The organism is Streptomyces zaomyceticus (assembly GCF_014656215.1).
In the GTDB taxonomy this organism is placed as follows: domain Bacteria; phylum Actinomycetota; class Actinomycetes; order Streptomycetales; family Streptomycetaceae; genus Streptomyces; species Streptomyces zaomyceticus.
The window spans coordinates 20,448-47,087 of the sequence record NZ_BNBZ01000033.1; the positions used below are offsets into that span (position 1 = coordinate 20,448).

Sequence of the window (26,640 nt, forward strand, 5' to 3'; positions counted from 1 at the left end):
CCCGTGACCGTGGCTGTGACCTTCCCCGTGACCGTCAGGAGGCGTCGCGCTCCACCGGGCAGCTCATACAGCGCGGGCCACCCCTCCCCCGGCCCAGCTCGCTGCCCGGGATCTCGATCACCTCGATGCCCTGCTTCCGCAGATGCGTGTTCGTGGTGACGTTCCGCTCGTACGCGACCACCACCCCCGGCTCCACGGCGAGCACGTTGCACCCGTCGTCCCACTGCTCGCGTTCCGCCGCGTGCACGTCCTGCGTCGCCGTCAGGACGCGGACGTCCGGGAGCCCGAGCGCCGCGGCGATGGCACTGTGCATCTGCTCCGGCGGATGGTCGGTCACCCGCAGCGGCTGCCCCTCGTCCCCCGGTTCGATCGTGTACGAGCGGAGCATCCCGAGCCCCGCGTACTGGGTGAACGTGTCCTGGTCGACCATCGTCATCACCGTGTCCAGGTGCATGAACGCCCGCCGCTTCGGCATGTCGAGCGCGACGATCGTGCGCGCCGAACCGGCCGCGAACATCCCCCGGGCCAGCATCTCCACCGCCTGCGGCGTCGTCCTCTCGCTCATTCCGATGAGCACCGCGCCGTTGCCGATGACCAGGACGTCCCCGCCCTCGATCGTCGACGGGTAGTCGGCCTGCCCCTCCGACCAGTGGTGGAACGACCCGGCCTCCGCCCCGGTGAAGAGCGGGTGGTGCTTGTAGATCGCCTCGAAGTGGACGGTCTCGCGCTGCCGGGCCGGCCAGCGCATCGCGTTGATCGAGACGCCGTCGTAGATCCAGGCCGAGGTGTCCCGGGTGAAGAGATGGTTCGGCAGCGGCCCGAGGAGGAAGTCGTCCAGATCCATGGCGTGGAACCGGACCGAGGTCGGCTCGCGGTGCGCCGCCAGGAACTCGCGCTTCGTCATCCCGCCGACGAGCACCTCGGCCAGCGCGGGGGCGTCCAGCGAGTCGAACGCGGCCCGGAGATGATCGGTGGCGAGCGGCCCGTACTCCTTCTCGTCGAAGACCCGGTCCAGCACCAGCGCGCGGGCGGTCGGCACCTCGAGGGACTCGCTCAGCAGGTCCCCGAAGAGATGCACCTCCACGCCCCGGTCCCGCAGCACGTCCGCGAATCCGTCGTGCTCCTGACGGGCCCGCCGCACCCAGAGCACGTCGTCGAAGAGCAGGGCGTCCTTGTTGGTCGGGGTGAGCCGCTTCAGCTCCAGATCGGGCCGATGAAGGATGACGCGGCGCAGCCGCCCGGTCTCGGAGTCGACATGGAATCCCATGCGCCCATCCTGACGGAGCATCGCGGCCGTGGCCCGCCTTTCGGAGCAGGCCGGGCCGGGGCGCGTCGGAGGGGACGCCGGACGGGAGCCGGGGGCGTCGGCGGGTGCCCCGCCGACGCCGGGGGACGCGGTCAGCCGAACCACTCCCCCACGGCCACCAGGAGAAGGATCGCCACCACCAGACCGCCGAGCAGCATCGCGGCGCGGCGCAGGAAGCGGCGGGTGTAGCCGTTGCCCGGATCGTCCGGGTGGTAGGCCGCCGGGGAGGCGGGCGCTCCCGGGCGCGGTGCCGTACGGGGTACGCCGTACGCCTCCCGGAGAAGACCGAGCCAGACCGCCTCCGGCAGGCCGGGGCGCTCCCCGTCGACGATCAGCCAGAAGGCCTCGCGGGCGGACGGCGCCGGACTCCTCCGCAGCCGGGAGAGGAGCTCTCCGACCGTGCCGACCGGAGCGTCGCCGCCGCTCAGGAGCGGGCGGACCGCCCAGCGGTGGAGCTCGGCGGCGTTGGCCGCGCGCTGCTCCTCCGCCGGCTCGGTGGGGTCGGCCCCGCCGCCCGCCGGCCCGACGGCCCAGAGCTCCCGGCCGAGGGCCACCTCGCACAGTTCCCGGCGCAGCGGATGCTCCCAGGACGGCAGGCGCCGGGCCGTCTCGCGGAGGAGCAGGGTGAGGACGACGTACGCCTGCGGGCGGCGCAACGCGTCGAGCAGTTCGCGACTGCCGGCCCGCTCGACGAGCGCTCGGGCCTCGTCCGAACTGCGGGCGGTCGGCAGCTTGTGCACGAGGCCCGTCTCGGCCTCGCGCTCCCTGCCACGCCCCCGCAGCCGGGGCCAGGGCCGTCCTCCGGCCCCGCCGGGGCCGGTCCAGGCGGGCTCGGCCGAGGGCAGGACGGGACGGGGATACGGGTCGGCGTCAGGACCCGGGGGCGGCCGGTGGTACGGCCCCTCCTGCGCGGTCCGGCCGCCCGGCCCCTCGGGAGCAGGCGTCCCGGGCGCGCGCGACGGTTCGTCCCGGCCCGGGGACGCCGACCGGTCGCCGGGCTCGGGGAGGCGCTTCGAGAGATCGGGGCCGTGGGGGTCCACGGGGCGGCTCCGGTGCGGGGGAGCCGGTGGGTCCTGGGGGTCGGGGCGGATCTCCGTATCGGCTCGACCGGGCCGAGCGGGGACGGCAGGGGGGCCGGAGAGGTCGGGGGCGGCAGGGAGGTCGGGGCGGGAGGGGAGGTCGGGGCGCGTCGGCGGTTCGTCCTGGCCGGGGCGGTACGAGTCGGCCGGTGGGCGCGGGAGTTCGGTCTCCGTGTCCGCCCGGCCGCGACGGTAGGCACCGGTCCGTGGGTCTACGGGGGTGGGGGACGACGGTCGGGCGGCGTCGTACCGAGGGGAGGGGGCGGGCATGTACGGCTCGTACGGCTCGTACGGCTGGGGGTCCGGGACAACGGCGGCCGCGGCGCCGGACCGGCCGTCCGGAGCCGACGGGCGATCCCCACCGTCCGGAGCCGAGGGACGGTCCCGGTCGACGGCTCCGGGCAGACGGTCCCGGTCGACGGCCCCGGACAGGCGGTCCCGATCGGCGGCCCCGGACAGGCGGTCCCGATCGGCGGCCCCGGACAGGCGGTCCCGATCGGCGGGGGGCGACGGGCGGTCCCCGTCGTCCTCCCCCTCCGGGTCCTGGCGGAACCAGAGGTCCGGGCGTTCCGAAGGGCCGGGGCGGTCGGCCCCTCGGGGCTCTCCCTCGGCGGGCCCGGAACGGCCGTCCGGCGGCGGGGCGTCCTCCGCGGGTCGTCCCCCCGAGGCCCAGGGCCACAGCCGCCCCGGAGCCCTCTTCGACGGGGCGGGCGGGGGCTCCGGCGGGGCGGCGGGCTGCCGGGGCACCGGGGAACGCGCGCTCTCCGGCGCGCCGCCGGTGGCCCGGCCGCCCGGGCCCGACGCACGCCCGGCGCCGGACGCGTACCCGGCGCCCGGGGCGGGTCCGCGCCCCGCACCCGGGCCGGGCGGGTACCCGGTGCTCGGGCCGCCGGCGCGCCGGTCGAGGTTCTGCAGGGCCTGTGTCGCCGTCTCCAGGAGCGAGGCGCGGCGGGCCGCGAGCGCGGAGGAGGCCGCGTGGAGGGCGCTGCCGACCGCGTACTCGCCGCCGTCTCCCTCCGCGACTCCCCGCAGGTGGTGGCGGACGAGTCGGGCCGCGATCCCGTCCGCCCGGTCGCCGGTCCGCTCGATCGGGTCGACGCGGCGGCGTTCGCTGTTCGGGCTCGCCGCGCCCGACCACTGGCCGACGAACACGAAGCGGAGCGCGCTGAGTTCGACGGTGTCGTGGGTGGCGAAGGCCCAGCGGCCGGTGAGTGCGCCGAACATGCTGTGCAGCCCCCAGAGCACGGGGCAGGCGGTGTCGCCCCGTGCGTCGAGGACGGTGAAGCGTCCCTCGGGATGGCGCAGCAACTCCGCGACGGTTCCGGTGAGTTCCTCGGCGGCGTGGACCAGGAGGCCGTCGAGGTCCCCCTGCCCCCGCCCGGCCGCGGGAAGGAGGACCTCCTCCGGGATCACGGGCAGCGGCCCGAGCACCCGCTCGGCGTTCACGTCCGCGCCCTCCCAGTTCCAGGCGTGGAGCCCGAGGCAGGTGGCGGGTTCGAGGAGGCCGGGCGAGCCGACGAGGGCGTGGCAGAGCACGGAGGTGCCGCCGTCGGCGTCCTTGAACGGCAGGCGCCGGATCAGCATCACGTCCGCGCGCCGCTGGAGCCGGATCAGGGCGGGCCGGGTCTCCTCGCCGTTGGCGCGCAGCACGGGCCCGGAGATCCGGTAGAGGTTCTCCGCCTCGTCGCGCGGCCCGGACCAGGCGACCGGTCCGAAGCCGGTGCTGCCGGTGGGGTTCTCGCTGTCCCAGCGGAAGACGATCTGGTCGACCTCGTTCTCCGACCGTGTCATCGGACGTTCCCCTCCCTGGGGCTCACGGGTTCCGCCCCGGGCAGCAGCCCGCACATGGCGAAGAGGGACAGCAGTGGAGCGAGGACCCGGCGCGGCCGGGCCCCGTGCGGAAATCGGTCGCCGCGCGCCTGCCCGCCGGTGGCGGCGACGAAGTGCAGGGTGCAGTCGGCGCAGTCGTCGAAGGGCTTGAGCCAGGCGGCGCTGGCGTGGTGGGCGAGAAAGGCGTAGGTGTCCCGGCTCTCGGCCCGGAGCGCGGCCGGGTCGTGGCGGCTCGGCAGGGCCCTGCCGAGCCAGCGGTCGACGACCGGTTCGAAGCGCACCAGGTCGCTCTTGTTGACGGCGAGCGCGGCGGGTGCGGCGACGAGGCCGCCGCGCTGCCGGGGGATCCGGTTGAGCACGGTGGCGAAGGCCTCGTCGCCGAGCTCGCGCCGCCGCAGTCCGCTCTGTTCCCGTACTGGATCGAGGGCGGGGAGCCGGAGCGCGCGCAGCGGGTCGAGGACGAAGATGAACGCGTCGACGCCCATGAGGAAGCGGCCGACCTCGCTGTCCTCGGCGAGGTCCTCGCCCGCGAGGTCGAAGAAGACGACGGGCCGGGGGGTGGCGCCGGCCGCCGAGACGAGCAGCCCGTCGGCGAACCGCGCGAAGGTCTGCTGGCCGGTTCGGGCCAGCTGCCGCCCCTGCTGGAGGCTCTGGACCCGTTCCCGCAGATAGGTGCGGTGCGCGTCGGGGTTGAGCGGCAGGCATTTGAGTCCGTACGGTTCGAGGCCGCCGAGTTCGACCTCGCCGAGCATGGCGGCCAGGAGGTGGGTCTTGCCGACGGAGGAGCTGCCGACGAGGGCGATGGAGAGCGGTTCCCCGTTGACGAGGTAGGGCACGGGGAGTTCGTGTCCCTCACCGCCGTCCCTGGTGTGCGGGCAGAGGTGGTACGCCTTGCGCAGGGCGTCCGCCCGGTGGCCGGGCGAGGGTTCGCCGCCGAGGTCCAGCGGGATGCGGTTTCCCTTGGTGTCGATGGTGACGAGCAGCCGTTCGTCGAACTCGACGGGGAGCAGGCAGTGCGGGCACATCCGGCTCCTGGCCGGTGGTGCCGGAAGGGGTTCGGCCGCCGCCGTGGGCGGGGTGGGACGGGCTGACGGGTCGGCGCCGCCGAAGAGCCGCCCGATCAGGGAGGTGCGCGGCAGGCGGGGGTCCCGGGCCGGGGCCTTCGGGGGCGCTCCGGCGTGCTCGGAACCCGGCCGGGCTCCGCCGGACAGTCCGCGCTTCCGCTCGATCTGGCCGTCGTACTCGGCACGCCATCTGTCGAGCGGATCGACCACACCGCCGGTGAGCGGGTCGGGTACGTGGAGGAGCCTCAACAGCTCGCTCGGGTGCGGTCGTTCCGATGCGTTCGGCGAGAAGAGGCCGCTGTGCTGGAGGGCGGCGAGACGGCGGTACTCGGCGAGATCCGCCGGGGGTCCCTCACCCCGGTCCGGGCGCCCGGAGAGCAGGTAGTAGGCGAGGGCGGCGACCGACCACAGATCGTCGCGGGGGTCGGCGGCGCCGCGCCCCGCGCGCTGTTCGGGCGAGGCCCAGGGGGCGGCGCCGAAGGGCTCGCGGGTCTCCCCGGCGCGCAGTGCCGCGTGCGGCTCACGGAGCCGCACCCTGGCCCCGTCCCACCGCACCGTCTCGGGCGTGATGGCCCGGTGGACGAGGTCGAGATCACCCAGGAGGCGTACGGCCATGGCGAGTTGGCCGGTGATCCGTTCCTGCGCCTCGGCACCGAGGCGGCCCGTCCAGTCGGAGAGGGGACGCCCGGTCGGCGGCCGGTAGAGGACGAAGGGCTCGGCGGCGGTCAGGTCGAAGCCGACGATCCGGGTGAGGACGGCGCCGAACTTCTCGCTGCCGTACCGCCGTTCGAGGGCGACGGAGGCCGCCACCTCCCGTTCCAGGAGTCCGTACGCCTGGGGGTCGTCGTGCGCGGACGAGGTCAGCCGGTACTGGAGGACCGGCACCGCCCCCGCTCCGAGGAACGCCCGGCGCCCGAGGAAGCCGGGGCGGTCGAGGGGCCGGTGGTCCTCGCCGTACCGCACGACGAAGCGGCTGTGCTCCTCCCTCGGGTTGAGGAACTCCAGTTCCCGGTAGTACGGGTGGGGCGGCGGGCTCGACCGGACGAGGTGGTCCGGATGGTCCGGGCCGATGGGCCGGTTCGGGTCGGCCGGACGGCGACGGCGATCGGCGTCGGGGTCGACCCCGGGTCCGGGGCCGGGATCGCGGCCGCGGCCGCCGTCGGGGTCGATGCCGGAGCCGTCCCCGAGGTCGATGCCGGAGCCGTCCGGGCGGTACGAGAGGGCCGGGCCGGTCCGCTGATCGGGCTCGTCCGAGTAGTCCTCGTACTCCCATCGGTTCCGGTCGACCCGACGGCTCGGATCGCCCGGATCGCCCGGATGGTTCGGGTGCTTCGGATGGTTCGGGTCGGTCACGGTTCTCCCGCCTCCTCGGCGCGGACGGTGTGCACGACGTCCGCGCGCAGGGGTACGAGACGGAGGATTCCGGCGTGGCGTCCCGCACCGGTCCAGACGACGTCCTCGGCGGTGCCCCGCCAGACGTCGTCCCCGGCGGCCCCGCGCCGCATCGCCTCGGGCACGAAGCGGACCTTCCGGGCGGCGAGCGGGTCGTGGGAGAGCAGCCGCAGATGCTCGGGACCGCAGAGCGCGACCGTGCGGCCGGGGTCGTCCTCGGCGAGCAGCAGCCGGGCCACCGCGTCCGGGGCGACCCCGGTGAGCCGGGCCGCGTCGGGCCGGTCGGAGCGGTCGGTGAAGGAGGAGAGGGCGGAGAGCGCGTCCGCGTCGCGGACGCCCTCGTGGCGGGGCGGCGGCGAGGCCGCCACATCGCGCTCCAGACGGATCCGGGTCTCGTCCAGGAGCTCCGCGATCCGCTGCTCGTGGACCGTGGACGCCATGGCCCCGGGGTCGCGTTCGACGCCCGCCCAGCACCCGTCGAGGATCAGGAGGGTACCGGCGACCAGGTCGCCGACGAGCGTGTCGACGAGCAGGGGGCCGCCGTCCCCGTACCGCCGCTCCAGCCACGCGGGCGCGGGGAGGGAGCCGGGCACGGGCGGGGGCCCGCCGTCCGCACGGACCGGGTCCCGGTCGGACGGGCCCGCCGGGTACGGGGACCCGGGCGGCGGGCCCGGGGCACGTACGACCGGTTCCTCGTCCATGTCGGACCAGACGTCGTCCTCCACTGTGTCCCATTCCTCCCAGTTCCAGGAGGAGGTACCGCTGTCCGGGCCCGGGGGCTCGGAGCCGGAACCCGCCCATTCCCCGCTCCCCCGCGCGTCGGCCGGGGCCGCGTACGACCGCTCCTGCCCGTTCGGCCGACCGTCCGGGCCCCCGTGGGGCCGGCCGCGGGCGTCGGCCGTCTCCGCGAGGCCGTGGAGCAGCCGGGCCACCGCGCCCGCGCCCGCCGAGCAGTGGTGCCGCACCTCGGCGAAGAGCCAGTCGTGCACGGCGGTCGTGACGACGAGGGTCTGGATCTCCCGCAGGATCCGCCAGGCCTCCTCCGGGTCGGCCCGCGCCCACCAGTCGTCCACGGCCAGGCTCCAGTCCCGCAGCGCGAGGAGGACGACGGCCACCAGGGACACGGTCAGCGCCACGGCCCCCGCCCACGGCGGAAGGCCGAGGAACTGGCCGAGACCCGCCCCGGCGAGGCCGCCGAGCACGCCCCCGAAGAGCCGGGGCGCCGCACCCGTGGCGCCGCCGCCGTCGATCCGCCCGTCCGGCGAACGGTTGGGCCTGCGCCGCAGCATCAGATGGGCGAGTCCCGCGGCCAGCACTCCGACGGCCGGGCCGAGGACCCAGCCGAGGAGCGGCCAGACCCCGGCGAGCAGGGCCAGGACCCCGGTCACGGCGAAGGCCACGGGCCGCGAACCACCCGCCGTGAAGGGATACCGGCCGCCGAGCCTCCGCAGCCGCTCCGGCCCGCAGAGGGCGTCGAGCCGGGCGAGCCGGGCGGCGCTGCCCACGGGCGCGGTGCGCGCGGAGAGTGCGGAGAGCCGGGCCGCCACCGAACGCAGCGGCAGCCCCTTGCCGATCAGCTCGTGCGTGTGGTCGCGCAGCGCCGGGACGATCCCGGCCCGCGAGATCTCCCGCGGCAGCTCCGGGAGTTCGATCCCCCGGTCCCTGAGCACGCCCCGGTGCTCGGCGGTGAGCCGGCTGCCGCCCGCGGCGGCGAACGCGTCCGCGACGGCCGCACGGACCCGGTCGAGTTCGGCCGTCACCCGCTCGATGTCCCCCGGCAGATCGACGGCGCGGCCGGCCCCGGTGAGGAGCCCCGCCGCGCCCCGTACTCGGTGGTAGCCGTCGACGGCGTCCCCGACGGCCTCGTCGCAGGCGGCGATCCGGGCCCCCGCCCGGCCCTGGGGCGGCAGCCAGCGGTGGTCGGAGAGCGATCGCGGAACGCCCTCGTCGAGCAGGAGCGCGAGCGCGCCCGGCACCTGCTCGGCGGAGACGGTTCCGGCCGGGACGTCCGGGCCGGTGAGCCCCTCCACCGCCTGCCGCCAGGCGCGCGCCCGCGCCTCGTCGCTCAGGTCGTGCTCCAGGACGCGCACGGCGGGTACGGCGACGCCGTGCACCACCTCGCCGAGCGCGCGCAGGACGGCGTCGAAGACCTCGGGGGTGGACAGCACGTCGACGAGCGGGCGCAGCACGGCCTCGCCCGGGACGCCTTCGTCCGCCGTGTCGAACACCCACAGGACTCCGGCGGCGGGCGGGCGGAGCGTCGGGGTGCGGCTCAGGGTCCGCTCGCGGCGGCCGCCGACGGCCAGGCAGACGATGCGGGCGGGCCCGTACGAGGAGAGACGCTCGTAGAGCAGCTGGTGGGCGACGAGCCGGTCGGCCTCGTCGAGGACCAGGAAGCGGCGCTCGCCCCCGGGTTGCGGGGCGTCCAGGGCCGCCCGGACGACGGCCTCGGGGTCGTACTCCCCCGCCGGCCGCAGATCGAGGCAGACGGCGTGGCCGGGCAGCGGCCGCTCGGGCAGGACACGGGCGCTCACTCCGCCTCCCCCGCACGGTCGCGGGGGCGCGGCTCGTCGTCGAGGTAGGCGTCGAACTCCGGCTCGGGCTCCAGCTCCCACCCGTCCCCGAAGGCGGATTCCCGCGGGGGCGGCGCTGTCGCCCCGGAGCCCGGTCCGGGGGTGCCGCCGTTCCCGTAGGCGGTCCGGGGATCGGGCACGGTGGCGTTCCCGTTCCCGTACGGGGGGCGGGGGCCGTCCCTGTACGGGGGGCGGGGGCCGTCCCCGTACGGAGGGCGGGGGTCGCCCCTGTACGGAGGGCGGGGATCACGCTCGTACGGCGGACGGGACGCGCTCTCGTGTCCGGGTGGGGCGTCTTCGCCGTACGGGGGACGGGCGCCGGGCTCGTAGGCGGGCCGGGAGCCGTTCTCGTACGCCGGGCGGGGGCCGTTCTCGTACGCCGTGGGCTCGTACCCCCTGCGCGGACCGGAACCCTGACCGGAGCCGTGCCCCGACACCTGCCCCTGACCCTGACCCGGTCCTCGTCCCTGCCCCGGGCCTCGGCCCGCCCCCTGCCGCGGGGCGTGCCGTTCGTACAGGGCCCGCAGGGACGACCTCGTCGCGCGGGCCGCCCTGGGGAAGCGCATGTCGAGGGCGCCGGGGAAGGTCACCTCCCAGAAGTGGCGCAGGGGCGCCAGCCATTCGGTGTCCGTCTCGCCGTACTCGCCGTACTCGGCGACGAGTTCGGCGATCAGGCCCAGCTGGCGCGGGGCGACCTCCTCCACGAAGTGGATGAAGAGCGGCGACGGGGGCGCCGGCACCTGTGCGAGCCCCTTCGGCAGGGCCTGCATCAGACGTTCGCAGAACTGCTCGATGATCTGTCCCTCGTCGAGCAGCGCCCAGCGCTCGTACGCCCGCAGCAGCCCCACCCAGCTGGAGAGCGAGCCGTCGAAGGCCTCCAGGCGCAGCGCCATGGTCGCCGAGTCGCCGTCCTGGAGGCGGATGCGGACGACGTGCGGCGAACCGGCCGGGCCCTCGGTGTCGATGTGCCCGTTCCACATCGCGCAGAGCAGCCGGTGCAGGATGCGCTGCCGGTCGCTCTCGGTGGAGACCAGCCAGTCGTCCTGGTAGCCGAGCCGCTGCCGCCAGTGCAGGAAGTCGTCCTCGCCGGCCGAGTCGCGGGCCTCGGCCCAGAGGGTGAGGACGTTGCGGACCTCGGAGATGTCGGTGAGGTTCATACCGCTGCGGAAGAAGACGACGGTGATGGAGTCGGTGTCGCCGGCCCGGCTCTCCGGGGTCACCCGGGCGGGCAGGTTGAGCTCCTGCTCCAGGTACTCGCGGGCCCGGCCGTCGGCCTCGCTCGACGGGTGCACGATGAGGATCTTCAGCGGGCCGCTGCCGTCGGGGACGAAGCCCACCGGAATGAGTCCCGCGAGACGGGCGCGGAACTGGTCGAGCCAGCGCCGGTCGATCTTCGCCTCGGCGGTCTCGTCGCCCGACGCGGCCCGGAGGAGCAGCTCCATGGACGGCAGCAGGGGGCGGGCGAAGTAGTCCTCGTTGGCCTCGCCGAAGAGCCGCTTGACCCGCCGTTCGAGGACCTGCTTGATCTCCTTCACCGCCGCGCCGCCCGGGCGGCGGACCGCGTCGAGGGCCCGCCGCCAGTCCTCGGGGCCGATGAGCCGGCCGAGCAGGGTCGCGGCGTCGGCGGTCTCGCGCAGGCCCTCGCTCTGGGCGAGCCGGTCGACGACGTCGTCGTAGAAGGCGCGCAGGGTGTTCTGCGGGGGCAGCAGATAGGCGATCCCGGCGCGGTCGTCGCGGTAGAGGTCGCGACGGCTGTCGGCGAAGGACTTGGCCTCGTCCTGCTCGTGGGAGCGGAGCACCTTGGCGAGTTCGGTGACCTCGGAGGTGACCCGGTTCAGGGAGGGGCGCCACTGCGCCTCGCCCGCCTGCCAGCCGCGGTGCCAGAGGGTCCGGGCCCGCCACTGGTACCAGGCCTCCTGTGCGGCGAGCGCGTCCTGGACGTCGGGGTCGTTCCAACGGGCCGGGACGACCCCGCCGACCGTGCCCTTCACCTGGGGGATCGCGGGGGCGGAGGTCTGGACGTGCGCGGGCCGTTCGGGTTCGTTGCGCCGGTTGTCGAGCATGCCGGTGAAGCCCTCCCTGGCCACCCGGTCGGGGTGGCCGGGCAGGCCGGTCAGCAGGACCTCGATCTGGAACGGGTCCATGGAGCCCAGGAGTTCACGGACCCCGGCGCCCGGCCGGAAGTCCTCGGTGAGGCGCGGGATCTCGCGGGCCAGACCGGAGTCGAGGCGGCGCAGGGCCTCCTCCATGTCCCCGATCCGGTTGCGCAGCTCCTGGATGACCTTGCCCTTGCCCCGGGGCAGTTGCTCGGGTGCGGGGACGTCCGGGGCGTCGCGGCTCCAGAGCCGGCCGATGCCGGAGCGGGTGAACAGGTCCCGGACGTTGGTCTGCCCCTCCCGGTCCGGTCGCCGGGCGCGGTCGGACATGCCGCGGACGGCCTGGGCGAGGAGCCGGGCGGCGACGATCTCGGCGAGGTCGTCCACGGGCACGGTGAGGGAGGCGGCGAGGCTGGTGGACATGCCGCGGTAGCCGATGCCGCTGCGGGCCGGCGTGGAGCGCTCCACGCTCTTGTTGATGAAGCTGGCGGCGAAGGACTGGTAGTCGTCCTCCGCGCGGGTCGCCGAACCGGTGTCCTCGCCGAGGTCGGTCCCGATCAGCGACATCACCATGGCGGCGATGGAGCGCCGCAGGTCGTCGCTGCCGATGACGGACGGCTTGGAGAAGAGGAACGCCGTCTGCATGGTGGCGGGGCGGAGCGCGACGACGCCGTCGCCCGGGTACGTGACGCTGAGCCGGCCCCGGTTCTCGACGTCGCCGACCTGGTCGACCGCGTCGGGCACGTTCTGGTCGTCGACGAGCCGGGAGAGGTCCACGAGGGCGCGCGCCGCGTTGAGTTCGGCCTCGCGTCCGCCGCCGGCCTCCAGGGGGAAGGCGGAGGGCATGACGACGAGCGGGTAGATCTTCACCCCGGGCACCCGGGCGTTGCGGAACTCGTGCCCGATGAGATGGATGAAGTCGTAGAAGATGCCGGCCCCGGTGCCGCCCGCCACGGAGAAGGCGACGAACACGTCGCAGCCCCGGATCCGGCCGCCGCCGACCCGCCGGAGGTCGCCCGCCGCCTGGCCGATGGACCCGATGGCCTCGCGGAGCTGACGCAGCACGGGTTCGAGCCCGGACCGCAGGGTCGCGAAGAGCGCGGCGCGCCCGACGGTCGGCAGCTGGCCGGCGCCGCTGTTGAGGGGGGCCACACGGGGCTGGCGCGCCTTCGGCGGCAGCCAGAGCCCGGTCTCCTCGGGGATGGAGGTGCGCAGCATGCGCGTCACCTCGGACGAGGAGTCGAAGTCGGTGGGCAGCAGGTCGCGGACCATCCGGGAGGTACGGGCGAAGGCGGCGGCCTCGGCGCCCTTCGCCTTGAACTGCGGCTGCTGGAGCAGCTCGGCCTCGCTGAAGTCGGCGTAGACGAACTGGAGGCAGTCGGGGAGCTGGAAGGGCAGGCGGCGGCCGCCGTCGACCAGGTCGGTGCCGTCGGGTCCGCACAGCTCGCGGCGGAGGCTGCGTTCGAGCTCGCTGCCGATACGTCCGCCGGTGCCGCCGAGGCCGACGAAGAGCATGGGCTGATAGATCTTCATGTCGTTCTCCTCGGTGACCCGTTCAGAAGTGTTCGGTTCCGTCGGTCGGTCCCCCGACGGAATCCTGGACCGGTCCGATGCCGGAGCCCTGGCCGGTGCCCCGGCCCGTATCGCCCCCGGTGCCGGGGCCAGGGCGGCGGGAACGGCGTGGCCACGAGGGGGAGCCACCGCTGCGCGGGGCCGGGCGGCCGCCCCGCACGACGAGCTCGTGGTCACCGATCCCGGCCGGCTCGCCGATCCTGACGGGGACCTGCCCACCGCCCCGGACCCTCAGCAGCAGCTCGCCCGCGCCGTTGCGGCGCAGCACATGGGCGGCGGAGGAGCCGCCGCCGGGGATCCGGCGGAGGGTCGGCGGCCCGCCGTACGGCTCGTCGACGGCGAAGGCGAAGGCGCCGCCGGGGCTCTGCCCCCGGCGGACGGTGAGCGAGTCGTGCGACCGCTCGCCCTGGCGCAGTTCGAGCGTGACGCCGGTGAGGTCCCGGCGGCGGCGCCGGGCCAGGATCCGGGCTCCGATCAGGGCACCGGCGACGAGGACGAGGACCGCCCCGGCGACCACGGCCTTCCACCAGCGTTCCCACCAGGTCGGCGGCGCCTCCACCCGGACGTTCAGGAAGGCTCCGCGCAGGGTGCGGCCGCCGTCGGCGGGGTCCACGACGGTGACCCGGCCGCCGAGTTCGCCGTAGGGGGTGCCCTTTCCGAGGGTGATGGTGAAGGGGATCCGGGTGCTGCCGTTCGGGGGCGCCGTGACGGTCGCCGGGGCGACGGCGAGCTCGGCGCCGGGCGTCTGGTCCTCCAGGGCCAGCCGCAGGGCGCGCGGCGCGGAGTCGTTGTTGGTGACGTCGAGGGTGCCGCGGACGGTGCCGCCGGGGTGCACGGCCGCGCCGTCGACGGTGAGGGCGGCGGTCACGAGCGGGGCTTCGGGGGCCTTGCTCGTGCGCAGCGGGCGCCGGTCGGAGGTGATCCCGGGCGCCTCCATCCGGGTGACGAGCTCCAGGGTGCCGGTGGCGCTCGCGGGGACGGTGGCCGTACCGGTGAACCTGGCGTCGCCCGCCTCGGCGTCGGGGGCCTTCCCGTCGTCGGCGAGCCGGAAGGCGACGGGGTCGAAGCCCTCGCCGGTCAGGTCGGCGGCGGCCGTGAGACCGGCGAGCTGCCGCGGGTCGGTGATGACGACTCCGCGCCGGGTCTGCATCCGTACCTCGACCTTCACCCGCTCCCCGGCGCGCGGGGACGCCGGGTCGAGGACGACGGTGGAGCGGAGCCTGCCCTGCCAGAGGGCCCGGACGGCGACCTCGCGGTCGCGGTGTCCCTCCGGCGCCTCGATGTGCACGCGCCAGGCGCCGGGCAGCGGGTTCTTCACGCGGAGCGCCTCGACCGGGCCGTTCTGCCCGCTGACCTCGAAGGAGGATCCGTCGAACTCGCCCCGGACGGGCACCTTCCGGCCCGCCGGGTCGAAGTAGGTGACCTGGACCTTCGGGTCGTGCTTGGCGACCGTGAGGGAGCCGTCGGTGGCGATGGGCGGGATGGTGACGGTCAGGTCGGCGGGCGGCTTGCCGACGGTGCCGTGGGCGATCCGGGCGCAGCGGGCGGCGGCGAAGGTCTCCTGGAGGGCCTTGTCGATCTCGGCGGAGGTGTCGACGACCCGCATGCGCGGGACGGAGCCGGGGACCTCGGAGCAGGCGCCCCGGTAGCCGCCCTCGGCCATCGCGGTGAGGGCGCCGCGGTCGATCTCGCGGCCGAAGCCGAGGGGCCAGATCTGGACACCGGCGGCCCGGGCGCGGGCGAGTTCCTCGGTGAGCCGCTTCTCTCCGTTGGACTGGCGGCTCTCCGGGTCGGTGCCGTACTCGGGGCTGTCCTTGACGTCGAGCTTGCCGTCGGTGAGCAGGAAGACGACCTTGGGGGTGGGTGTCTTCTTCTCCGTGCCGGTGCCGGTTCCCGTGTCTGATCCGGTGCCGGTGCCCGTATCGGTGCCGGTGCCGGTGCCTGTCCCGGTTCCCGCTCCGGCTCCGGCTCCGGCTCCGGCTCCGGCTTTCGCTGCGGTGAGGCGGGTGACGGCCTGACGGATCGCCGCCGGGAAGTCGGTACCGGGGCCCGTCCGGGCGGCGTCGCGCCGCTCCAGCTCCTGGACGCAGTCACTGAGCCGCTCGCGGCCCGCCGCGTCGACGACGACCAGCGGGCAGACCTCGCGCACGGGCGACTGACCCGGCTTCTCCGAGCTGCCGAAGCCGATCACGGCGGCCCGGGAGCGCTCCGATATCTCCCCCTGGCTGAGCAGCGCGGCCGCCTCGGTCTCGCGCGCGAGATCCTTGTCGGCGAGGCTCGCCGACTGGTCCACGACGACGGCGAAGTCGACGGGGTCGGGTCCGTCGGCCGGGTCCGCGGGGGCGGCCGCGGTGCGGGGGACGGCCCGCGCCCCCGAACCGCCGGGGGCGCCCGCTCCGGGCACGCCCGAGGCGGTGGTCGCCGCGAACGGGCCGGAGAGCGCGATGAGCGCCCCCGCGAGGAGCAGGGCGCCCCCCTTGTTGGTCCACTGCATGTTCTCTCTCACCACAGTTCGCTGAAGAGGGCCAGAAGGGCGCCGAGCGCGAGCGCGCACACGCCCAGGCGCAGCCACCGGTACTTCGCCGCGAGCACGAGGCCGTGCACGCTGGCCTGTTCGAGGAGCCAGCCGGTGGCGTCCGCGCCGGGTGCGGAGAGCCGCTCGCGCAGCGCGGTCTCCGACGGCCCGGCCGTCAGCTCGCGCAGTAGCGTGCGGTCGGCCCCGATCCGGGTGCGGGGCAGCACCACCGAGACGAGCATCAGGACGCCGGCCGTCCAGAGCACTCCCGCCACGAGGAGCAGGGCGAGCGCGGGACCGGCGGTGGGCAGGGGGCCGCGGTCCCCCGAGAACACGACCGCGAGGAAGGCGAGGGCGCCGGAGAGCAGGATCGCGGCCTTGGTGTCGGCCCGGCCGATGTCCTCACGGACGGTGGCGAGCAGCCGCTCGGCCATGAACCTGAGCTCCTCGGAGGGCACGGGGGCGGGGTTCGGTGCCGGGTTCGGCGCGCGGCCGTCCGCGCGACCGCCCGCGGGGACGGGCGCGGGCGCGGGGACGGGCGCGACCCGGTCCGGCGCGGGTGCCTCCGTGCGGTCGGGTACGGGGTCCGGGGCGGGACCCCGGGGGGTGGTCATTCGTCGTCCCAGTCGTCGAACTCGGAGCTGGGGCGGACCGGGCGGGCGGGCCGGCGGCTCCGGTCGGGCCGTTCGCGGTCGTACGGGTCTTCGCGGTCGTAGCGGTCGTTCCGGTCGTCGCGGTCGTTCGCCTCGTTCCGCCCGTACGGGTCGTCGTCCTCGTACCGGTCGTGGCCGTCGTCGAAACCGTCGTCGTGCCGGCCGCGCGACCGGCCCCGGTCGCGGTGGTCGCCCTCACGGGCCCTCCCCCGCTCCCGGTCCCGCTCGCGCTCGGAGCCGGACTCGACCCGGGTCGGCTCGTAGACCCGGGCGTCGCGCGGGGCGTCCCCGTGCTCCTCGTCCCAGTCGGGGCGGCTCGGCTCCGGCAGCGCGTCTTCCAGGGCGAGCCGGCGCGGCCGGCCGTCGCCCGAGGGGTTGAGCACCCGGTCGGTGATGCCGCCGAGGACGCTGCCGGTCTGGGTCCGCAGATACATGAGGACCTGGTACATCTGCTCGCCGATGTCGTGCCGTTCGAGCACACCGGTGTCCAGGAGCCGGTTGAACACGGCCAGGTAGTCCTCCTGGCCCTCGCGCCGCTCCCGCTGGAGCTGGCTGCGGATCTCCCACTGCTTGTCGGGATGCATGGCCATGTGGTGGGCGATCTGAGCGAGGTCGCCGCGCTGGAAGAGGGCCTCCATCTCGCGGGCGCGGTCGGAGATCAGGGCCCGGTCGGCGGCCTCCCTGCGCCGCTCCGCCTCCGCGACGCGCTCGTCGGCCTCCATCGTGACGCCGACCTTGTCCCGGCGTGAGACCTCGGCCTTGACGGCCTCGTCGAGGTCGATGAAGACGATGACGCGGGTCCGCAGCCCGATGTCCCGGCCGAGGCTGAGACGTCCGGTGCTCAGCTCCTCCCGCACGGCCTCGTCGGCGCGCTGCGCCTCGGTGATCCGGAACCTGCGGGAGAGCCTGCGCAGTCCGTCGAGGAGTTCGTCGTGCAGCAGCTCGGCGACGTCCTCCACCCCTTCCCTGACGACGAGGTGCGGGTCGGTCACCACCCAGTGGACCCTGGCGACGGCCTCGAAGAAGACACCGTCCCCGGCGGCCGGGAGCTGGAGCCTGAACTCCGTCACATTGCGTCCCAGCTGGACCTCGAAGACCGTGTACGGGGAGGCGAACATGGGCTTGTTCACATCCTCCGTGCGGTCCGGCCAGACCACCCGGTGGCCGCCGTTGCGGTAGAGGAGAACGGAGGCGATCCGGCCGCTCCGGCGGCGGAACGGAGGCGCGTACTCGCCGAGCAGCGGACCGCGCGGCCGCCCTCCGGACCCGGCCGCGGAACCGCCGCCGGTGTCTCCGCTCCACCGCCCGCCCCGGTCCCGGACGCGCCCCTGCGCCTGCTCCGGCTCGTGGTCCAGCTCTTCCTCCGGGTCCATGTCCAGGTCCTGTTCGTCGTCACGGCCACCGGGGTGCCGGCCGCCGCCGTTCTGCCCCGCGTACCGCTGCTCCTCGTACCGGCGCCCCTCGGACCGCTGCCCCTCGGACCGCTGCCGTTCCCGCCCGTCCCGCTCCGTGCCGTGGCGTGCCCGCTCGTCCCGTGCCCGCTCGTCCCGCCCCCGGCCTTCGCGACCGCGCTCGTCGCGCTCCCGGTCGTACCGGCGTGCCCGCTCGTCCCGTGCGTTCCTGTTCTGCTCGGGCCCGGTCATCGGTTCGCTCCTTCCGTCACGGCGTTCCACATCCGGCGCGCCGCGCCTCTGTCCAGGGGCCGGTCGCGGTCCCGGACCAGTTCGTTCAGCAGGCCCCTGAGCCGGTCGCGGTCGCGGCGGTCCACCGCGAGGCGCGGCAGGAAGGCGCAGACGTGCCCGAGCGCCTCCGGGTCCTTCGCCGCGCGCCGGAGCAGGCTGCCGAGCGCTTCCAGGGCCGCTTCCCCCGAGCGGGCCGTGGCGAGCGCGTGCCGCAGCAGCGACGCCAGTTCCGAGGCGAGCTCGGGCCGGGTGGCGAGCAGTGCGACGAGCAGGGGGCGGGCCGCGTGCCCGTCGAGTTCGGGGACCTCCCGCAGCCCCCAGAGATGGGTGGTCCTGGTGCTCAGGGCGCGGATGACGGCGAGGTGGACCAGGTTGGCGAGGTTGAGCCGGCCGTCCTCCAGCCACTGCCGGAGCCGCCGCAGGACGGGGGCGGGTTCGCCGGAGGCGAGCAGCCGCGCCACGCTGAAGGAGGCGGGCACGAGGACCTCGACGTCGGTCGCCTCACGGTTCCTGACGACCCGGGCGAGGGCGTCGAGCGAGCCGGAGACACTTCCGGCGGCGAGCACATAGCCGTGGGCGAGCAGGGCGGTCCTGACCAGGGTGTCCGAGTCGGAACCGGCCCAGTTCTTGAGGACGTCGGCGACGGCGGGCCGGACGCGCGGATCGCGCGCCGCCTCGGCGAGCGCGGTGGCGGCGGCCATCCGGGCCCTCGGCTCGTCCGTCACCGCGAGCGGCACGACCAGCTCGCGGAAGCCGTGGATCCAGTCCCAGGAGCAGAGCACGCCGGCGGCGATGGAGGCCCGCACCCACACTTCGGGGCGCGCGTCGTCGCAGAGCGAGCGCAGCCAGCGCGCCACCGGGCCGCGGACGTTGTGGTAGCCGTGCCAGATCTCGCCGAGGACGGCCCCGGCGAGGGCCTCCCCCTGGAAGCGGACGGCCCGGACCGGGACCTTGGCCGGTCCGAGGTCGAGCTCGCCGTCCTCCAGGACGGCCCTCGCCTGCACCGGCCGATGCTCGGCGTGGGTCCCGAACAGGCGTCGGCCCGGTGGATGTTCGGGGTCGAGGGTGACCGCGAGTTCCCAGGCGAGGAGTTCGGCGGCCTCGGCGGCGAGGCTGTACGCGGAACCGTTGAAGACGGCGACGGCGATACGGAACGCCCCGGCGCCCAGAGCCGGCAGCGCCTCGGGGAGCGCGCCCGGACGGTCGGCTCCCGCGAACCACTCGCGGGCCTGCGAGCGTACGAACGAGGCGCATTCGGCGAGGAGTTGCTCGTCGGTGACATCGCCGCGCCAGTGCCGGGCGAGATGGTCGGCGAGCCGGGCGGCCTCCCGGGGCCGCAGTTCCTCCAGGCCGAGGGCGGCGACGACGTCCTGCCGTGCGGCGCGCGCCCGCGCGGCGCCCAGGGCCTCGTCGGACTCGGTGCGCAGCTGGTGCCAGAGGTGGCGGTGGAGGACCTCGTCGGCGGGCGGCGGCGCGCAGTACATCCCGTACCGGCCGCGCAGCAGCCGGTCGGCGAGCTCGCCGTTCTCGACGAGGACGACCCCGTACGCGTCCCGGCCGCGCAGCAGGTCGCCGAAGCGGTCGAGGTGGAGTTCGGAGAGGCGGGCGGCGGGGCGGCGGGCGGCGCCGGTGTGTTCGCCCCGGCCGGTGCGGTGGGTGAGCGGTTCGCTCTCCGCGCGGATGTCCTCGGCGAGGAGTTCCAGGAGGTGGCCGCCGCTCTCCTGGAGGACGTCCTCGGTGATCTCGTCGACGCCGTGGCGCGGATCGAGGCGGAAGACCTTGCCGCCGGTCAGTTCGTCGAGCAGGGCGAGCGCGGTGGCCTTGCGGCCGCTGCCGGGTTCTCCGCACAGCACGAGGACCCGGTGGTCGCGGAGCCGGTCGCGCATCCGCCGGTACCCGGCGGTCGCGCAGTACACCCGGCCGAGGTGGTCGAGCGTCTCGGGCGGTACGGGTCCCTGGACGAAGTGCGAGGTGCGGTCGGAGCCGTACAGGGCGAAGATCTGGTTGCCCTCGAAGACGGTGCCGTCGCCGTGGATGGTGGTGAGCCGGTCGGCGCCGCCGCCCGCCCAGGTGCGGACGGCCCGGCGGGCGGTGGCGGCGCCGCCGGTGTCGCTCTCGCCGCCGAGGGGGCCCCGGTCGGCCGCGGCGAAGACGCTCGGTTCACGCGGCTGTTCGGCGGTGCCGTCGGTCCGCTCGGAGGCACCCGCCCGATCGCCGTCCCGGTCGCGGCCGTCCCGGTCCCGGCCGTCCCGGTCCCTGTTGTCCCGGCCTCCCCGGCCCTCGCCGCGGTCCGGCCCCCGGTCGCCGCCCCGGTCCTGCGCGTCCCCCCGGTCGCCCTGGCCGCCGTGGCCGCCGTCCGGGGCGTCGTCGTGCTGTCCGGCGTCGTCCTGGTCGCTCACTCCGACTCACCCGCCCCCGCACCCGACCCGGGACCGGAACCGGGACCGGAGCCGGGACCGGGACCGTGGCCGGCGCTGGGACCCGAGCCGGGACCGCGGCCGGGGCCGGAATCCGCCGTGGATCCGGATCCGGCGTCCTTCCGAACGGCGGTGAAGCCGCCGTGGATGGTGTTGCCGTGGACGTCGACGAGGTCGCCGCCCACGTTGTACGTCCGGTTCCCGTCCCGGGTCGGTGGCGTTGGGCCGTCCCCCCGCGACGGCCCAACGCCGGTCCGTGCCCCCGCGGCCGACAGCCGTTCCCTCCCGGCCACCGGCCGCTCCTCCCGCGCGCCCTCCCCCTCGGGCGGCAGCTCCCCGTCGAGCCCGATCAGCGGCGGAGCGGGCCTGCGCGGTACGTGGAACCAGGCGGCCTCGTCGGTCTCCTTGGACCGGACGCGGGCCGACCTGTAGTGGTCCGGTTCGACGTACCGCCCGCCCTCGGCGACCACGTTCACGTACAGCCAGTCCGAGACGACGACCAGGAGGCTGACGTCGGGGGTCTCACTCATGATCCGCCTGGCCGGAGAGCTGTCGCAGAGCCGGGCGGCGACGTCGACCGCCCGCCCGACGATCCCGTGCCGGTCCTGGACCACGAGTCCCGCGTTCATGCCGATCCGCAGCCGCAGCGGCCGGCCCCGGCCCTTGTTGTGGGCACGGAGGCTCTCGTAGAGGGTGTCGATCCACCGTCCGACCATCAGCGTCGGCGGTACGTCGGGGCGCAGGGCCGCGAGGATGCCGTCCCCCCGGTCCTCCTGGTGGAAGGTGCCGGGCTCGACACCGACGGAGCTGTACGCGTCGTCGAAGGCGGCGTACATCGCCGCGCGTTGGTGTTTCTTCTCGGCCATGTCGAGGGTTCCGGAGCCGCAGATGTCGCCGAAGACGACGAACCGGTGGATGCCGCCCACTTCTCCGCCCACTTCCCCGTTCACTCCCGCACTGATCACTCTCGGACTCCCTGTGTGCTGCACCGGTGCCGCTGGTGCCGTTGCCCCTGGTGCCGTTGCCGTTGGTGCCGTGGTGGTTCGTGTCCAGACTGGCCGCGTTCCGCGACCGGCGATGTAGCCGTTTACACACCCGGCGGAGATTCGTCCGCCGGGTTCCCGCCGGGGCGTGCGCGCCCCTCCGCGAGCAGCACCAGGACCCGCATGTCGATGACGACGACGGTGCGGTTCGCGGTGCGGACCACGTCCTGTTCCCGCAGCAGGCGCAGCGCCTTGGCCACCGCCTCCCGGGTGGCTCCGATGGCCGCCGCCAGATCGTGCTGGGGCAGCGGCAGTTCGAGTACGGTCCCGGTCTCGGCCCGCCGTCCGGCGCGCTCGGCCAGTTCGACGAGCCGGGCGGCGAGGCGCTGCAGGACGGTCTCGGAGGCGAGCGCGCGCCGCTCGACGTCGGCGCTGCGCAGCCGGGTGGCGAGCTGTCGCATGATCAGCGAGGTCGCGTGCGGCCGGGCCGCGAGGAAGCGCCGGAACCGGTCGCCGGAGATGGCCACCGCCTCGACCGTGCCGAGGGCGGTGACGCTGGCGCTGCGCGGGCGCCGGTCGACGGCGGCGAGGTCGCCGACGACCTCGCCGGCGCCGCGGAGGGCGAGGATGAGGCGTGATCCGCGTTCGGTGCCCACGGAGACGACGGACCATCCGGTGAGGAGCGCGAGGACGTACGCGCTGGTGTCGCGTTCGCGGATCATCACCTCCCCGGGTTCGTAGACGCGGCGGGCGCCCTCGGCGAGCAGAGACCGCCGGTCGGTGGCCGGGAGGGCGTGGAGAAAGGAGCGGTCCTGGCCGAAGAGACTCACCGCCCGCTCACCCTCCGTACCGTCCTCGGGCCCTCCGGGGAAGACCGCCCGCCGGTGATCGACCGGCGCGTTCGCGTGCGCGTTCCCACCTCATGTGACCTGTCCCGTCACACTGTTGACGCTGTGTCACGTCATGGGGTGAAGAACGCTAGAGGGTGCGGAAGAAATGCGACAACGGGCACGGGGGGCGCAGGGGAGCGCCGCACCGGACACCCCTGCGCCCCCCGGTCCGGTCCGGGCGGAGAACGCGCGCGGGCCTCGCGAAGACCTCGCGAAAGCCCGACGAAGGGCGCGCGAGAGCGCCACGGGAAGACACTGCGACGGCCGACGCGCAAAGGAGCCCCGGGCGCGGACCGAGGGCCTACGGGGGTGTCCGGAAAGTCCCTGGGGGAGGCAGCACGAAGGCCCCCGCGGAGACCCCGCCCGGTTCCGGGTGGGGGTCCGCGGGGGCCTCGGGGTCGTCTCCTCCGGATCCGGCCCGGCCCGCGTCGCCGGAGACGACGCGGGCGTCAGAGCCTCGGGTCCACCGGCTCCGATTCCAGGGCGAGGACCGCGAAGACGGCCTCGTGGACCCGCCACAGCGGTTCCCCGTCCGCGAGGCGGTCCAGGGCCTCCAGGCCGAGCGCGTACTCCCGCAGCGCGAGCGAGCGCTTGTGGCCGAGGAAGCGCTGCCGCAGCCGCTCCAGGTTCTCCGGCCGGGTGTACTCGGGGCCGTAGATGATCCGCAGGTACTCGCGGCCGCGCACCTTCACGCCCGGCTGGCCCAGCCGGCCCTTGGCGTCCCGGACCACGGCCGCGAGCGGCTTGACGACCATGCCCTCGCCGCCGGCTCCGGTCATCTCCAGCCACCAGTCGACACCGGCCGAGACCGAGGCCTCGTCGCCGGTGTCGACGACGAGCCGGCGGGTGACCTGGAGCAGCCCGGTCGGGTCGTGCTCCACGAGCCGGTCGAGCCAGGCCAGCTGCTCGTCGTGCGGCACGGCCGCGAGCGACCGTCCGCGCGCCGCCAGGAGCTGGAAGGGCGCGAACCGCACCCCGTCCAGACCCTCGGTGGGCCAGCAGTACCTGCGGTAGGCCTCGGTGAACGCCTCCGCGTCCACCGCCCGCTCCCGCTGCCGGGCGAGGAGCCCGTCGACCCCCTCGACCCCGCGCGCCACCGCCTGTTCGAGGGCGGAGATCGCACCGGGGAAGACGGCACCGGAGGCCGCTCCGACCGCCGCGTACTGCGCGCGGAGCAGCCCGGCCGACTTGAGCGACCAGGGCATCAGCTCGCCGTCGAGCAGCAGCCAGTCCGTGTCGAGCTCGTCCCAGAGTCCGGCGGCGCCGATCGCGGTCCGCAGCCGGTCGAGGACCTGCTCCGTGACGGCCGGGTCGTCGAAGAACGGGCGCCCGGTACGGGTGTGCAGCGCGCCGGTCACCCCCGCTTCGGCGTCGACGCCGAAACGCTCACGCGCCGCCTCGGCGTCCCTGCAGACCAGGGCCACGGCCCGGGAGCCCATGTGCTTCTCCTCGCACACGACCCGTGCGACACCGTCCGCCCGGTACTGGGCGAACGCCTCGGCCGGGTGCTCCAGGAACCCCTCCTCCTTGGACGTGGCGGTCGGCGCCATCGTCGGCGGCAGATAGGCGAGCAGCCGCGGGTCGACCGCGAACCGGCTCATCACCTCGAGCGCCGCGGCGGCGTTCTCCTCGCGCACGGCGACGTTGCCGAGCTGTCGGGTCTCCACGATCCGGCGGCCGTGCACGTCCGCCAGGTCCAGGGGGCGCCCCTGGTGCCCGCCGGGCGCCTCGGTCGCGAGCGGCCGGGCCGGCTCGTACCAGACGCGCTCGGCCGGCACGTCGACGAGCTCCCGCTCCGGCCAGCGCAGCGCGGTCATCTTCCCGCCGAAGACGGCCCCGGTGTCGAGGCAGAGGGTGTTGTTGATCCAGGAGGTGTTCGGCACGGGGGTGTGACCGTAGACGACGGTGGCCCGCCCCCGGTACTCCTCCGCCCACGGGTAGCGCACGGGCAGCCCGAACTCGTCGGTCTCTCCCGTGGTGTCCCCGTACAGCGCGTGCGAACGCACCCGCCCCGAGGTGCGGCCGTGGTACTTCTCCGGCAGCCCGGCGTGGCAGACGACGAGGTCGCCGCCGTCGAGGACGTAGTGGCTGACGAGGCCCTCGATGAACGTCCCGACCTCGGCCCGGAACTCGTCGCTCTCGTGCCCCAGCTGCTCGATGGTCTCGGCCAGCCCGTGGGTCTCCTGGACCTTGCGGCCCTTGAGCCAGCGGCCCAGCTTGTTCTCGTGGTTGCCGGGGACGCAGAGGGCGTCGCCGGCGGCGACCATCGCCATCACCCGGCGCAGCACGCCCGGCGAGTCGGGGCCCCGGTCGACGAGGTCGCCGACGAAGACCGCCGTACGCCCCTCGGGGTGGTGCCCGTCGACATAACCGAGCTTCGCGAGCAGGGTGTCGAGCTCGGAGCGGCAGCCGTGGATGTCGCCGATGATGTCGAAGGGGCCGGTGAGGTGGCGCAGGTCGTTGAAGCGGCGCTCCAGGACGACCTCGGCCGCGTCGACCTCCTCGACGGACTTCAGGACGTGCACCTTGCGGAAGCCCTCGCGCTCCAGTCCGCGCAGCGAGCGACGCAGCTCACGGCGGTGGCGCTGGATGACGTGGGCGGGCATGTCCGCGCGGTCGGGCCGCCCGGCGTTCCTGTCTCGGCAGACCTGCTCCGGCATGTCGAGGACGATCGCGATGGGCAGCACGTCGTACGACCGGGCCAGCTGGACGAGCTGACGCCGGGCCTCCTGCTGCACGTTGGTCGCGTCGACGACGGCCAGCCGGCCCGCCGCGAGACGCTTGCCGACGATGTAGTGGAGGACGTCGAAGGCGTCCCTGCTCGCCGACTGGTCGTTCTCGTCGTCGGCGACGAGTCCCCGGCAGAAGTCGGAGGACACGATCTCGGTCGGCTTGAAGTGGCGCCGGGCGAAGGTGGACTTGCCGGAGCCGGTGGCGCCGACGAGCACCACGAGGGACAGGTCGGTGACGGGCAGCGTACGGGCCGGGGTGGTGGCCGGGGGCGTGGTCTCGGCGGTCATGCCTGTTCCTCCTTCGCCGTGGTCGGGTCGGCGGTGCGGGTCTTGCCGGTCGCAGGATCGGCGGTGCGGGTCATCTCGGTGGCCGGGTCGGGGGTGCGGGTGAAGACGGCCATCTGGGTGGGCGGGCCGACCTCGGGGTCGTCGGGGCCGACGGGGGTGAACCCGACGCCGTATCCGTACCGCTCGGCGACCGACGCCGCCCAGCTCCGGAACTCCTTCCGGGTCCACTCGAAGCGGTGGTCGCGGTGCCGGACGTGCCCGGCCGGGAGCGACTCCCAGCGCACGTTGTACTCGACGTTCGGCGTGGTCACGAGGACCGTACGCGGCCGGGCCGAACCGAACACCGCGTACTCCAGGGCCGGCAGCCTCGGCAGATCGAGGTGCTCGACGACCTCGCTGAGCACCGCCGCGTCGTAGCCGGTCAGCCGCTTGTCGGTGTACGCCAGCGAGCCCTGGATCAGCTTCACCCGGGCCGCCTGCCGCTCCCCCATGCGGTCGAGCCGCAGCCGGCGCGCGGCGACGGTCAGCGCCCGGACGGACACGTCGACGCCGACGACCTCCGTGAAGCGGGTGTCCTTGAGCAGCGTCTGCACCAACTGGCCCTGGCCACAGCCCAGATCGAGGACGCGGCTCGCCTCGGCCGCGGTCAGGGCGGCGAGGATCGCCTCCCGGCGCTGCTCGGCGAGCGGCACCGGTCGCTCCTCGGTGTCGGTCGACTCGTCGACCGCGTTGTCGACGTCGTCGACGTCCAGGCCCTCGGCCTCGGCGAGCCGCACCAGTTCGAGCCGCTCCGTCGCCGCACGGGCCAGGCCCCAGCGGCGGGAGAGATAGCGTGCCGTGATCAGCTGCCGCTCGGGGTGTCCGGCGAGCCAGCCGTCACCGGCGCGCAGCAGCTTGTCGACCTCGTCGGGCGCGACCCAGTAGTGCTTGGCGTCGTCGAGCACGGGCAGCAGCACGTACAGATGGTTGAGGGCGTCCGCGAGCCGCAGCTCGCCCTCGAGGACCAGGCGTACGTAACGGGAGGCGCCCCACTCGGGGAACCGCCCGTCCAGGGCCACCGGCTCGGCCTCCACGGTGTCCCAGCCCAGCGGCCCGAACAGCGCGCGCACCAGATCGGCACCGCCCCGGGCGGGCAGCGCGGGGACCTCGACACGCAGCGGCAACGGCGCGGCGGCCCGCTCGGGCATCGCCTGGCACACCCCGTGCAGCGCCGTCTTGAAGACCTTGGCGAGCGCGACGGCGAGCAGCGAGGACGCCGCGTAGGGCCGGTCGTTCACGTACTGCGCGAGCGCGGAGTCCGGGGCGCCGCCCCGACCCTTGCCCTTGCCGCGGCGCACCAGCGCCACGGGGTCCACCTCCAGAAGAAGTGCCGCGGTGCACCGCTCGGGGCTCGCCTCGGGATAGAGGACGTGCGCCGTGCCGTGCGAGGTCGAGAACGTCTGCGCCCGCTCGGGATGCTTGTGCAGCAGAAAGCCGAGATCGGTCGCAGGACGCTCCGGGTTGCCGGTTGTACTGATCGTCAGGAACACACATCCGAGTATGGGTGGCCACGCCCCTCCCCACCAGGC

General features: G+C 75.0%; 13 protein-coding genes. All 13 read right to left on the reverse strand.

The genetic code is table 11. From position 1 onward, the window contains the following. Nucleotides 1-34 precede the first annotated feature (34 nt). The 13 genes from IE311_RS30425 to IE311_RS30485 all read right to left on the reverse strand — a co-directional run bounded on the left by IE311_RS30425 (nucleotide 35) and on the right by IE311_RS30485 (nucleotide 26,601). A complete protein-coding gene (locus IE311_RS30425) occupies nucleotides 35-1,267 on the reverse strand; it encodes an arginine deiminase (RefSeq protein WP_189835067.1) in 1,233 nt (410 codons plus the stop codon). Nucleotides 1,268-1,398: 131 nt separating this feature from the next. After that, nucleotides 1,399-4,176: a hypothetical protein gene (locus IE311_RS30430; RefSeq protein WP_189835068.1), complete on the reverse strand. Its 2,778-nt coding sequence runs from the start codon at nucleotides 4,174-4,176 to the stop codon at nucleotides 1,399-1,401. Beyond that, nucleotides 4,173-6,632, reverse strand: coding sequence for a protein kinase family protein (locus tag IE311_RS30435; protein ID WP_229902259.1), 2,460 nt, complete (start codon nucleotides 6,630-6,632; stop codon nucleotides 4,173-4,175). Before IE311_RS30435 ends, IE311_RS30430 begins: the two co-directional genes overlap by 4 nt. Continuing rightward, nucleotides 6,629-9,205, reverse strand: a complete 2,577-nt coding sequence (locus IE311_RS30440) for a hypothetical protein (protein WP_189835069.1) — start codon at nucleotides 9,203-9,205, stop codon at nucleotides 6,629-6,631. Before IE311_RS30440 ends, IE311_RS30435 begins: the two co-directional genes overlap by 4 nt. Next, a complete protein-coding gene (locus IE311_RS30445) occupies nucleotides 9,202-12,873 on the reverse strand; it encodes a tubulin-like doman-containing protein (protein WP_229902260.1) in 3,672 nt (1,223 codons plus the stop codon). The genes IE311_RS30440 and IE311_RS30445 overlap by 4 nt, the downstream gene beginning before the upstream one ends. 22 nt (nucleotides 12,874-12,895) lie before the next feature. After that, on the reverse strand, nucleotides 12,896-15,406 hold the full coding sequence (locus IE311_RS30450; RefSeq protein ID WP_229902261.1) for a vWA domain-containing protein: 2,511 nt from the start codon (nucleotides 15,404-15,406) through the stop codon (nucleotides 12,896-12,898). Nucleotides 15,407-15,414: 8 nt separating this feature from the next. Further along, nucleotides 15,415-16,041 carry a Pycsar system effector family protein gene (locus IE311_RS30455; protein ID WP_229902262.1) on the reverse strand — a complete coding sequence of 209 codons (627 nt, stop codon included), beginning with the start codon at nucleotides 16,039-16,041 and terminating at the stop codon, nucleotides 15,415-15,417. Next, the gene (locus tag IE311_RS30460; protein ID WP_189835070.1) at nucleotides 16,038-17,723 is read right to left on the reverse strand and encodes a hypothetical protein; all 1,686 of its coding nucleotides are present in this window, start codon (nucleotides 17,721-17,723) and stop codon (nucleotides 16,038-16,040) included. The genes IE311_RS30455 and IE311_RS30460 overlap by 4 nt, the downstream gene beginning before the upstream one ends. Then, nucleotides 17,720-20,161 (reverse strand): hypothetical protein, encoded by a 2,442-nt coding sequence (locus IE311_RS30465; RefSeq protein ID WP_189835071.1) that lies wholly within the window; start codon nucleotides 20,159-20,161, stop codon nucleotides 17,720-17,722. Before IE311_RS30465 ends, IE311_RS30460 begins: the two co-directional genes overlap by 4 nt. Further along, entirely contained in the window at nucleotides 20,158-21,129 is a 972-nt protein-coding gene (locus IE311_RS30470) for a nucleotidyl cyclase domain-containing protein (RefSeq protein ID WP_189835072.1), read from the reverse strand. The genes IE311_RS30465 and IE311_RS30470 overlap by 4 nt, the downstream gene beginning before the upstream one ends. A 137-nt stretch (nucleotides 21,130-21,266) precedes the next feature. Next, complete coding sequence (locus IE311_RS30475; protein WP_189835073.1) at nucleotides 21,267-21,992, reverse strand: Crp/Fnr family transcriptional regulator; 726 nt, start codon at nucleotides 21,990-21,992, stop codon at nucleotides 21,267-21,269. 509 nt (nucleotides 21,993-22,501) lie between these two features. Then, nucleotides 22,502-25,072 (reverse strand): polynucleotide kinase-phosphatase, encoded by a 2,571-nt coding sequence (locus tag IE311_RS30480; RefSeq protein ID WP_189835074.1) that lies wholly within the window; start codon nucleotides 25,070-25,072, stop codon nucleotides 22,502-22,504. Next, nucleotides 25,069-26,601 carry a 3' terminal RNA ribose 2'-O-methyltransferase Hen1 gene (locus IE311_RS30485; RefSeq protein WP_189835075.1) on the reverse strand — a complete coding sequence of 511 codons (1,533 nt, stop codon included), beginning with the start codon at nucleotides 26,599-26,601 and terminating at the stop codon, nucleotides 25,069-25,071. The genes IE311_RS30480 and IE311_RS30485 overlap by 4 nt, the downstream gene beginning before the upstream one ends. Between the last annotated feature and the right edge of the window lie 39 nt (nucleotides 26,602-26,640).

What these genes read in the sequence shown, in the direction of transcription:
- IE311_RS30425 (WP_189835067.1), bottom strand. Translation starts at nt 1,267, where the DNA reads ATGGGATTCCATGTCGACTCCGAGACCGGGCGGCTGCGCCGCGTCATC.
- IE311_RS30450 (WP_229902261.1), bottom strand. Translation starts at nt 15,406, where the DNA reads ATGCAGTGGACCAACAAGGGGGGCGCCCTGCTCCTCGCGGGGGCGCTC.
- IE311_RS30460 (WP_189835070.1), bottom strand. Translation starts at nt 17,723, where the DNA reads ATGACCGGGCCCGAGCAGAACAGGAACGCACGGGACGAGCGGGCACGC.
- IE311_RS30455 (WP_229902262.1), bottom strand. Translation starts at nt 16,041, where the DNA reads ATGACCACCCCCCGGGGTCCCGCCCCGGACCCCGTACCCGACCGCACG.
- IE311_RS30445 (WP_229902260.1), bottom strand. Translation starts at nt 12,873, where the DNA reads ATGAAGATCTATCAGCCCATGCTCTTCGTCGGCCTCGGCGGCACCGGC.
- IE311_RS30430 (WP_189835068.1), bottom strand. Translation starts at nt 4,176, where the DNA reads ATGACACGGTCGGAGAACGAGGTCGACCAGATCGTCTTCCGCTGGGAC.
- IE311_RS30480 (WP_189835074.1), bottom strand. Translation starts at nt 25,072, where the DNA reads ATGACCGCCGAGACCACGCCCCCGGCCACCACCCCGGCCCGTACGCTG.